This window comes from Streptomyces sp. MS191 (genome assembly GCF_008042125.1).
Classification (GTDB): Bacteria; Actinomycetota; Actinomycetes; order Streptomycetales; family Streptomycetaceae; genus Streptomyces.
Genome location: NZ_RDBI01000066.1, coordinates 373975 through 383597, shown reverse-complemented (window position 1 = coordinate 383597; position 9623 = coordinate 373975). Strand labels below are relative to the sequence as shown.

The 9623-nt window shown below is 72.4% G+C and carries 6 protein-coding genes; 5 read left to right on the top strand and 1 reads right to left on the bottom strand.

Translation table 11 applies throughout. The annotated features are described in order from the left end of the window. Both EAO71_RS30350 and EAO71_RS30345 read left to right on the top strand, forming a co-directional pair. On the top strand, nucleotides 1-1893 hold the full coding sequence (locus EAO71_RS30350) for a SpoIIE family protein phosphatase (RefSeq protein WP_261992419.1): 1893 nt from the start codon (nucleotides 1-3) through the stop codon (nucleotides 1891-1893). A 163-nt stretch (nucleotides 1894-2056) separates the two neighbouring features. Further along, a complete protein-coding gene (locus EAO71_RS30345; protein ID WP_147980992.1) occupies nucleotides 2057-3520 on the top strand; it encodes a catalase in 1464 nt (487 codons plus the stop codon). Between the two features lie 99 nt (nucleotides 3521-3619). On the opposite strand, the gene EAO71_RS30340 is transcribed toward EAO71_RS30345, so the two are convergent. Further along, nucleotides 3620-5803 (bottom strand): transglycosylase domain-containing protein, encoded by a 2184-nt coding sequence (locus EAO71_RS30340; RefSeq protein WP_147980991.1) that lies wholly within the window; start codon nucleotides 5801-5803, stop codon nucleotides 3620-3622. A gap of 254 nt (nucleotides 5804-6057) precedes the next feature. Between EAO71_RS30340 and EAO71_RS30335 the strand changes: the two genes are divergently transcribed. From EAO71_RS30335 to EAO71_RS30325, 3 genes are read left to right on the top strand one after another with little or no spacing between them, the layout of a single operon-like run. Continuing rightward, a complete protein-coding gene (locus tag EAO71_RS30335) occupies nucleotides 6058-6582 on the top strand; it encodes a PadR family transcriptional regulator (protein ID WP_147980990.1) in 525 nt (174 codons plus the stop codon). Further along, nucleotides 6579-7262: an ABC transporter ATP-binding protein gene (locus EAO71_RS30330; RefSeq protein WP_147980989.1), complete on the top strand. Its 684-nt coding sequence runs from the start codon at nucleotides 6579-6581 to the stop codon at nucleotides 7260-7262. The genes EAO71_RS30335 and EAO71_RS30330 overlap by 4 nt, the downstream gene beginning before the upstream one ends. Next, nucleotides 7259-9610 carry an FtsX-like permease family protein gene (locus tag EAO71_RS30325; RefSeq protein WP_147980988.1) on the top strand — a complete coding sequence of 784 codons (2352 nt, stop codon included), beginning with the start codon at nucleotides 7259-7261 and terminating at the stop codon, nucleotides 9608-9610. The genes EAO71_RS30330 and EAO71_RS30325 overlap by 4 nt, the downstream gene beginning before the upstream one ends. Nucleotides 9611-9623 lie beyond the last annotated feature (13 nt).

Genomic DNA, 9623 nt, shown 5'->3' with positions numbered 1-9623 from the left:
CTGCTGCGGGGGCAGGCCGCCGTCCCGGGCCCGACGCCGGACGGCGGCCTGCCCCCGCAGCAGAGCGGCCCGGCCGCCGCCTCGGGCGACGCCCGCCGCAGACCGGCACCCGACGGCGAGCGCGGCCGCGGGCGGGGTGGCCTGGGCGGGCACGGGAACGCCGGCGGGCACGGCGGCGGTGCGGCCCAGGACGTGGCCGCCGCGCGCCGCGAAGGCGACCGGCTGCGCTTCGTCGGGGCCGCGACCCGGCGCATCGCGCGCGGCATCGACCTGGACGAGATCGTGCTCGGCCTGTGCCGGGCCACCGTGCCGACCTTCTCCGACGCCATCCTGGTCTACCTGCGCGATCCGCTGCCGGTCGGCGACGAACGGCCGGTCTCCCCGTTCGTCCTGCGCCTGCGCCGCACGGACCGGCTCCGCTTAACGGACCAGGAGGGCGAGGAGCTGGTCCTCGTACCCGACCCCGACCCCACCCCCGCCGCGGAACTGTGCGAGGTCCGCTCCGGCGGCGCGCTCGCCGAGGTGCTGCGCGGGGTGCGGCCGGTCTTCGGCGACTCCGCCGCCGCCCGCGCCGCGCTGCCCGAACTCCTCGGCCCCGACCATCCGGTCCCCGGCGGCCACCGGGCGATACTCGCCCCGCTGCGCGGCCGCCGACGGGTCATCGGGGCCGCGGTCTTCCTCCGCCGCCCCGAACGGCCCGGCTTCGAGCCCAACGACCTCCTCGTCGCGGCCCAGCTCGCGACCCACACCGCGCTCGGCATCGACAAGGCCGTGCTCTACGGCCGCGAGGCGTACATCGCCGACGAACTGCAGCGCACCATGCTGCCGGACTCGCTGCCCCAGCCGACCGGCGTCCGGCTCGCCTCGCGCTACCTGCCGGCCGCCGAGACGGCCCGGGTCGGCGGCGACTGGTACGACGCGATCCCGCTGCCCGGCAGCCGGGTGGCGCTGGTCGTCGGCGACGTCATGGGCCACTCCATGACCTCCGCCGCGATCATGGGCCAGCTGCGCACGACCGCGCAGACCCTGGCCGGGCTCGACCTGCCCCCGCAGGAGGTCCTGCACCACCTCGACGAGCAGGCCCAGCGACTCGGCCAGGACCGGATGGCGACCTGCATGTACGCCGTCTACGACCCGGTCTCGCACCGGATCACCATCGCCAACGCCGGCCACCCGCCGCCCATACTGCTCCACCTGGGCGGCCGGGCCGAGGTCCTGCGGGTCCCGCCGGGCGCCCCCATCGGCGTCGGCGGCGTCGACTTCGAGGCCGTCGAACTGGACGCGCCGGCCGGGGCCACGCTGCTGCTGTACACGGACGGCCTGGTCGAGTCCCGGATGCGGGACGTGTGGACCGGGATCGAGCAGCTGCGCGAGCGCCTCGCCGCGACGGCCCAGCTGACCGGCCCCGACCACTCGCCTCCGCTGGAGGCGCTGTGCGACGACGTCCTCGACATGCTGGGCCCCGGCGACCGGGACGATGACATCGCGCTGCTCGCGGCCCGCTTCGACGGGATCGCGCCCAGTGACGTCGCCTACTGGTTCCTGGAGCCGGAGGACGCGGCCCCGGGACGGGCCCGGCGGCTCGCCCGCCGGGCGCTGGCCCGCTGGGACCTGGAGGAGCTCTCGGACTCGGTCGAGCTGCTGATCAGCGAGGTCGTGACGAACGCCGTGCGGTACGCGGAGCGGCCGGTCACCCTGCGGCTGCTGAAGACCGACGTGCTGCGCTGCGAGGTCGGCGACGACTCCCCGCAGCTGCCCCGGCAGCGGCGGGCCCGGGACACCGACGAGGGCGGGCGCGGCCTGTTCCTGGTGAACCGGCTGGCCAGACGCTGGGGCGCGACCCGGCTGTCGGGCGGCAAGGTGGTCTGGTTCGAGCTGTCGACGCGGGTGTAGCCGGGCGCGCGGGACCGGCCGCCCGGCCGCGGCGCCGGCGGCCGGGGGCGGACCGGCCGCCGGGGCACCGGGCCCAGATGTTGCCGACCTCCCGTCGGCGGAGTTGACTTTCGTGGTGGATGAAGCGACCTGACCCAGATCCCCCACCGACGGGAGGACGCTCGTGTCCGAGGCAGCGCACCGCGCGCCCCACACCACGAACAACGCCGGCATCCCGATCGAGAGCGACGAGCACTCGCTCACCGTCGGGCCCGACGGCCCCATCCTGCTCCAGGACCACTACCTGATCGAGAAGATGGCCCAGTTCAACCGGGAACGGGTCCCCGAGCGGGTGGTGCACGCCAAGGGCTCGGGCGCGTACGGCTTCTTCGAGGTCACCGGTGACGTCAGTCAGTTCACCCGGGCCGACCTCTTCCAGCCGGGCCGGCGCACCGACATGCTGGCCCGCTTCTCCACGGTCGCGGGCGAGCAGGGCTCCCCCGACACCTGGCGCGACCCGCGCGGCTTCGCCCTGAAGTTCTACACCGGACACGGAAACTACGACCTCGTCGGCAACAACACGCCCGTCTTCTTCGTCCGGGACACGATCAAGTTCCAGGACTTCATCCGCTCCCAGAAACGCCATCCGGTCACCGGGCTGCGCGACCACGACATGCAGTGGGACTTCTGGACCCTGTCGCCCGAGTCGGCCCACCAGGTGACGTGGCTGATGGGCGACCGGGGCATCCCGAGGACGTACCGGCACATGAACGGCTACGGCTCCCACACGTACATGTGGATCAACGGCGGCGGCGAGCGGTTCTGGGTGAAGTACCACTTCAGGACCGACCAGGGCATCGAGTTCCTCACGCAGGCGGAGGCCGACGAGCTCGCCGGGTCGGATCCGGACCTGCACCGCCGCGACCTGCACGAGTCGATCGCGTCCGGGAACGCGCCCTCGTGGTCCCTCAAGGTGCAGGTGATGCCGTTCGAGGAGGCGGCGGACTACCGCTTCAACCCCTTCGACCTGACGAAGGTCTGGCCGCACGCCGACCACCCGCTGATCGACGTCGGGCGGATGGTCCTGGACCGGAACCCGGAGGACTTCTTCGTCCACATCGAGCAGGCCGCCTTCGAGCCCTCCAACATGGTGCCGGGCATCGGCCCGTCGCCGGACAAGATGCTGCTCGGCCGGCTCTTCTCCTACCCGGACACCCACCGGTACCGGATCGGCCCGAACTACGCGCAGCTGCCGCCGAACCGGCCGCACGCGCCCGTCCACTCCTACGCCAAGGACGGGCCGATGCGGTACGAGCCGTCGACGGCGGCCCGGCCGTACGCGCCGAACTCGTACGGCGGTCCGGCGGCCGACTTCGGGCGCTTCGGCGACCCGGCGGGCTGGGCGGCGGCAGGGGAACTGGTGCGCGAGGCCTACGCGCTGCACGCGGAGGACGACGACTGGGGCCAGGCGGGGACCATGGTGCGCGAGGTCCTGGACGACGCGGCACGCGACCGGCTGGTGGGGAACATCGCCGGCCATCTGAAGGACGGTGTCTCGGCGCCGGTCGTCGAGCGCGCGGTCCGGTACTGGCGCCAGGTCGACAAGGACCTGGGCGACCGGGTCGCCCAGCGGGTCGACGGCGGCTGAGCACCGCCCCGCCGCACACGCGAGGACGGCCGGACCCCTCCCGGGTCCGGCCGTCCTCGTGTGCGGTGCGCCGCCCCGCCGGGCGTCGTCGCGCCCGCGTCAGCCCTGGGGGCGGTTGTTGCCGTTGCTGCCGTTGCCGTCGGCGGGCGGCTCGATCGTCGGATCCGTCGTCCGGGTCGGCGTCGGCGGCGTCGGGAACGTGGCGGAGTCCGTCGGCTGCGGCGGCGTCGTGGCGGTCGAGGTCGGCGGCGGCGTCGACTCGGGGGTCCCGCTCGGGGTCGGCGCGGTCGGGTCCGGGGACTCGCTGGTCTGCGACGGCGTCGGGTCGGGCTCGACGATCGCCGTGTCGTCGGTCTCCAGGTCGAACTGCTTGTCGGAGCCGCCGCCCAGCGCCCGGGTGGTGTACGCGCCCCAGATCTGGGCGGGGGTGCGGCCGCCGTTGGCGCGGCCGGGGTTGATGGTGTCGGTCAGGGTGACCTGGTTGCCCTTGGCGTCCTCGCCGAACAGGGCGACGGCGGTGACCAGTTCGGGGGTGTAGCCGACGAACCAGGCGGAGCGGTTGTTCTCCGAGGTGCCGGTCTTGCCGGCCGCGGCGTAGTCGCCGGCGGCCCGGACGCCGGAGCCGCTCCGCACGACGCCCGTCATCGCCTTGGTCACCGTGTCGGCGGCCTCGCGGGTGATGACCTGCTCGCCGATCGACTTCACCGGGTCGGCCTTGCGCGCCTTGTGCTCGGCGGACTTCACGATGGTCGGGGTGACCTTCCGGCCGTGGTTGTCCAGCGTCGCGTAGGCGCCGGCCATGTCCCAGGTGGAGGCGCCCATGGTGCCGAGCGACATCGCGGGCCGCTCGCCGAAGTCCGCGCCGTCCTTCATGCCGAGGTCGAGGGCGGTCTTCTTCACCTTGTCCGGGCCGACGTCGACGATCATCTGGGCGTAGACCGAGTTGATCGAGCTGTTGGTGGCCTTCTGGACGGTGACGGGGCCGTAGCTCCGGTTGTCCTCGTTCTCCGGGCTGAAGGGGACGTCGCTGCCGACGACGGGCCGCTTGCTGGTGCCGTCGTAGATCGTGCCGAGGCCGATCTCCCGGCCGTCCTGGGTCTTCGCGCCGTTCTCCAGCGCCGAGGCCAGCACGATCGGCTTGAAGGTCGAGGCGGGCTGGTAGTCGCGGCGCGTGGCGTTCGACAGCCAGTGCTCGGTGGCGCCGATGCCGCCGTACATCGCGAGGACGCGGCCGGTCTTCGGGTCGACCGAGGTGGCGCCGGCCTGGACGGTGGCGTCCTTCTTGTCCTTCTCCCGGTCGAGCTTGGCCTCCAGCTGCTCCTCGACCGACTTGACGAGGGCCTTCTGCTTCTTCTCGTCGATGTTGAGGGTGATCGTCCAGCCGCCGGCCTTGATGTCCTCCTCGCTTATGCCCTGGCGCATCAGCTCCTGGTTGGCGGCCTCGACCAGGTAGCCGGTCTGGCCTCCCATGCCGGGGGCGGCCTTGGGCTTCTGCGGGACGGGGAAGGTGAGGCCGACGCGCTTGCCCGCGTCCAGCCAGCCCTCCTCGACCATGTTGTCCAGGGTGTAGTTCCAGCGCTCCTCGACCAGCTTGCGGCCGGTCGGGGTGGCCGAGGTCCAGTCGTACTGGTTCGGCGCCTGGAGCAGCGAGGCGAGGTAGGCGCCCTGGGCGACGTTCAGCTTGGCGGCGTCGACACCGTAGTAGGCCTGCGCGGCGGCCTGGATGCCGTAGGCGCTGCGGCCGTAGTAGCTGGTGTTGATGTAGCCGGCGAGGATCTCGCTCTTGGTGCTGTTCTGGTCGACCTTGAGCGCGATCACCATTTCCTTGAGCTTGCGGGTGACCGTCTGGTCCTGGTCCAGGTAGTAGTTCTTCACGTACTGCTGGGTGATGGTCGAGCCACCCTGCTTGCCCTTGCCGGTGATCGTGTTCAGCGCGCCGCGGACGGTGCCCTTGATGTCGACGCCGTTGTCCTTGTAGAAGGTCTTGTTCTCGGCGGCGACGAAGGCGTTCTGGACGTCCCTGGGGATCTTCTCCAGGCCGACGATCTCACGGTTGATCTCGCCGGTACGGGCGAGGATCCGGCCGTTGGAGTACTTGTAGATGTTGCTCTGCATGGTCGCCTGGGCGTTGGCGCTGGGCACGGGGACCATGAGGTACACGACGTAGAAGGCGCCCATGAGGAGCAGGCAGCCGGCGAGGAACGTGCCCAGGAGTTTCTTCCAGGTGAAGAGGCGGCGTATGCGCCCGCCGCCCTTCGTCCGGCGCGTGTCCGCTCGACCCATCGTTCCGTCGCTCCGCTCGTCGTGTCGTGTCGTGGCCAGGTGTCGGCCGATGTCTGCGCCGAATCAGCTCAGCAAGCTAACACCGACGATGCAGACAAAGGGCAACCGATCCGGTCTTTTCCGGACGTGACAATCAGCACCTGTCTCCTTGGGAACCGACGCGCCACGAGCCGGGATGGTTGTGCGACGCCCGTCACATTCCGTCCCGGTTCGGCTATACACCGTGCGTATACACAGGGTGTAGAGTGGTCGGCATGTCAATCGGTCACACCCTTCTCGGGCTCCTGGAGTCCGGACCGCGCCACGGCTACGACCTCAAGCGCGCCTTCGACGAGAAGTTCGGCCACGACCGGCCGCTTCACTACGGGCAGGTCTACTCGACCATGTCCCGCCTGCTGAAGAACGGCCTGGTCGAGGTGGACGGCGTCGAGGCCGGCGGAGGCCCCGAACGCAAGCGGTACGCCATCACCGAGGCCGGCGTCACCGACGTCGCCCAGTGGCTCGCCCGGCCCGAGAAGCCGGAGCCGTACCTGCAGTCCACGCTCTACACCAAGGTCGTCCTCGCCCTCCTCACCGGCCGCCCGGCGGCCGAGCTGCTCGACGTCCAGCGCGCGGAGCACCTGCGGCTGATGCGCGAACTGACCCGCCGCAAGAAGGACGGCGACCTCGCCGACCAGCTGATCTGCGACCACGCCCTCTTCCACCTCGAAGCAGATCTTCGGTGGCTGGAACTGACCGCCGCCCGCCTGGACCGGCTCGCCGAGGAGATCCGCCGATGACCACCACCGCCCTGCTCCGGGCCGACGGCATCGACAAGGCCTACGGCCCGACCCCCGCCCTCGCGGGCGCGGACTTCGCCATCCGGGCCGGCGAGGTCGTCGCCGTCATGGGCCCCTCCGGCTCCGGCAAGTCCACCCTGCTGCACTGCCTCGCCGGGATCGTCCGCCCCGACGCCGGCACCGTCACCTACGACGGACGCGAACTCACCGCCCTGTCGGACGGCGAGCGCAGCGCCCTGCGCCGCTCCGAGTTCGGCTTCGTCTTCCAGTTCGGCCAGCTCGTCCCCGAGCTGACCTGTGTCGAAAACGTCGCCCTGCCGCTGCGCCTGAACGGCGAGCGGCGCAAGAGCGCCGAGGCCACGGCCCGCGCGTGGCTCGCCCGCCTGGAGGTCGACGACGTCGCCGGCCACCGGCCCGGGGAGATATCCGGCGGACAGGGCCAGCGGGTCGCGGTCGCCCGCGCGCTCGCCACCACACCCCGGGTGATCTTCGCCGACGAACCCACCGGCGCCCTCGACTCCCTCAACGGCGAACGGGTCATGGAACTCCTCACCGCCGCGGCCCGGGACACCGGCGCCGCCGTCGTCCTCGTCACCCACGAGGCCCGCGTCGCCGCCTACTCCGACCGCGAGATCATCGTCCGCGACGGCTCCGTGCGGGACACGGAGTGGGCCGCATGAGCCTGCGACTCCGGGCGCGCGACCTCGCCCTCGGCGCGCGCTTCGCGTTCGGCGGCGGCCGGCGCGGCGCCGTCCGCACCGTCCTGACCGCCACCGGCATCGGCCTCGGCGTCGCCCTGCTGCTGGTCGCCGCGTCCCTCCCCGCCATGATGTCCTCCCGCGAGGTACGCGAGGCCCAGCGCAGCCCCGACGCCAGCGAGGAGATCACCCGGCCGAGCGCCGGCTCCTTTCTCTACTACCGCCACACCACCGTCTTCCACGACGACACCGTCACCGGCCTGGTCCTGCGCCCCGAAGGCCCGGACGCGCCCGCTCCCCCGGGCACGGCGAAGCCGCCCGGCCCCGGCGAGATGCTCGTCTCCCCCGCGCTGCGCACCCTGCTGGACTCACCCGGCGGCACGCTGCTCCGCGAACGACTGCCCTACAAGGTCACCGGAACCCTCGGCAAAGCCGGCCTCATCGGACCGTCCGAACTGCGGTACGTCGCCGGCAGCGGCACCCTCACCACCGACAACTACGACGGACGCGGCATCCGCTACGGCTGGTCGGTGCCGGAGGAGCCACTGAACCCCTTCCTCCTGCTGCTCGTCGCCATCGCCTGCGTCGTCCTGCTGCTGCCGGTCCTCGTCTTCATCGCGACCGCCGTCCGCTTCGGCGGCGAGCAACGCGACCGCCGGCTCGCCGCACTGCGCCTGGTCGGCGCCGACATCGCCATGACCCGGCGGATCGCGGCCGGCGAATCCCTCGCGAGCGCACTGGTCGGACTCGGCTTCGGCGTCGCGTTCTTCGCCCTGGGACGGCAGTTCTCCGGCACCGTGACCGTCTGGGACGTCAACGCCTTCCCCTCCGACGTGGTCCCGCTGACCCCGCTCGCCGTCCTCGTCCTCCTGACGGTGCCGGTCGCGGCCGTCGCCGTCACCCTGAGCGCGCTGCGCGGAGTGGCGATCGAACCGCTCGGCGTCGTCCGCGACTCCACCCCGCGACCCCGCCGCCTGTGGTGGCGCCTGCTCCTCGTCGGCGCCGGCACCGCCCTCCTCCTCCCGATGGCCGGGCAGATCGAGATCGTCGGCGCCGGCATCGACACCTTCGGGATCACCACCGGCTCCCTGCTCATGCTCGTCGGGCTCACCACCCTGCTGCCCTGGCTCGTGGAGGCCGTCGTGCACCGGCTGCACGGCGGTCCGGTGCCCTGGCAGCTGGCCGTCCGCCGGCTCCAGCTGAGCAGCGGCACGGCCGCCCGCGCCGTCAGCGGGATCGTCGTCGCCGCGGCCGGGGCCATCGCCCTCCAGATGCTCTTCCAGGCGATGCAGGACGACTTCACGAGCCGGACCGGCATGGAGAGCGCCCGGGCCCAGCTCCAGACGAGCGTCGACGCCAAGAACGGCGGCGAGGCCCGCGAGATGATCGACAGGTTCTCGAGGACACCCGGCGTCACCGGCGTGATCGGCACCGTCGACGGACACGTGTGGCGCCCCGGACCGATCCGTTCCGGCGAGGAGTACGCCCCCACCACCTCACTCGCCGTCGCCGACTGCCCCTCGCTGCGGGAACTGGCGAAGCTGCCCTCCTGCGAGGACGGCGACGTGTTCATCGCCCTCACGCACGGAGTCGACGGCGGACTGCCCGACGAACGGGTCCTGCAGACCGCCCGGCCCGGCGCCGAGGTCGCGCTCCGGGACGTCGAGGAACTCCACGACGGGCCGGTCCCGACCTGGCGGATCCCGAAGACGGCGCGCACCGTCGACTCGCGCCTCGACCCCACCGGCCGGTACCGGGGCGGGATCCTCGCCACCCCGGCCGCGTTCGACGCCCGCCGGCTGGACGCCCCGGAGGCCGGTGCCCTGATCCGGATCGACCCCGCCGACCCCGACGCCGCCGACCGGGTACGGAACACGGCCGCCGCGCTCGACCCGCTGGCCTGGGTCCGCACCCTCCAGGACGTCGAAGGCGACCGGCAGTACAGCAGCGTCCGCACCGGCATCCTCGTCGGCGCGACCCTGACCATGCTCCTGGTGGCGGCCTCGCTCCTGGTCACCACCCTGGAACAACTCAGGGACCGCAAGAGGCTGCTGTCCGCCCTGGTCGCCTTCGGCACCCGGCGGTCCACCCTGAGCTGGTCCGTCCTGTGGCAGACGGCCCTCCCGATCACCCTCGGCCTCGCCCTCGCCACGGCCGGCGGACTCGGACTCGGCGTGGTGCTGCTCCGCATGATCGACAGGACGGTCGAGGACTGGTCGGTCGTCCTGCCGATCGTCGGCGTGGGCGCCGGACTCATCGCGACGGTCACCCTGCTCAGCCTGCCGCCGCTGTGGCGGCTGATGCGGGCCGACGGCCTGCGCACCGAATGACGGCCCGCGACCG

What these genes read in the sequence shown, in the direction of transcription:
- EAO71_RS30340 (WP_147980991.1), bottom strand. Translation starts at nt 5,803, where the DNA reads ATGGGTCGAGCGGACACGCGCCGGACGAAGGGCGGCGGGCGCATACGC.
- EAO71_RS30335 (WP_147980990.1), top strand. Translation starts at nt 6,058, where the DNA reads ATGTCAATCGGTCACACCCTTCTCGGGCTCCTGGAGTCCGGACCGCGC.
- EAO71_RS30330 (WP_147980989.1), top strand. Translation starts at nt 6,579, where the DNA reads ATGACCACCACCGCCCTGCTCCGGGCCGACGGCATCGACAAGGCCTAC.
- EAO71_RS30325 (WP_147980988.1), top strand. Translation starts at nt 7,259, where the DNA reads ATGAGCCTGCGACTCCGGGCGCGCGACCTCGCCCTCGGCGCGCGCTTC.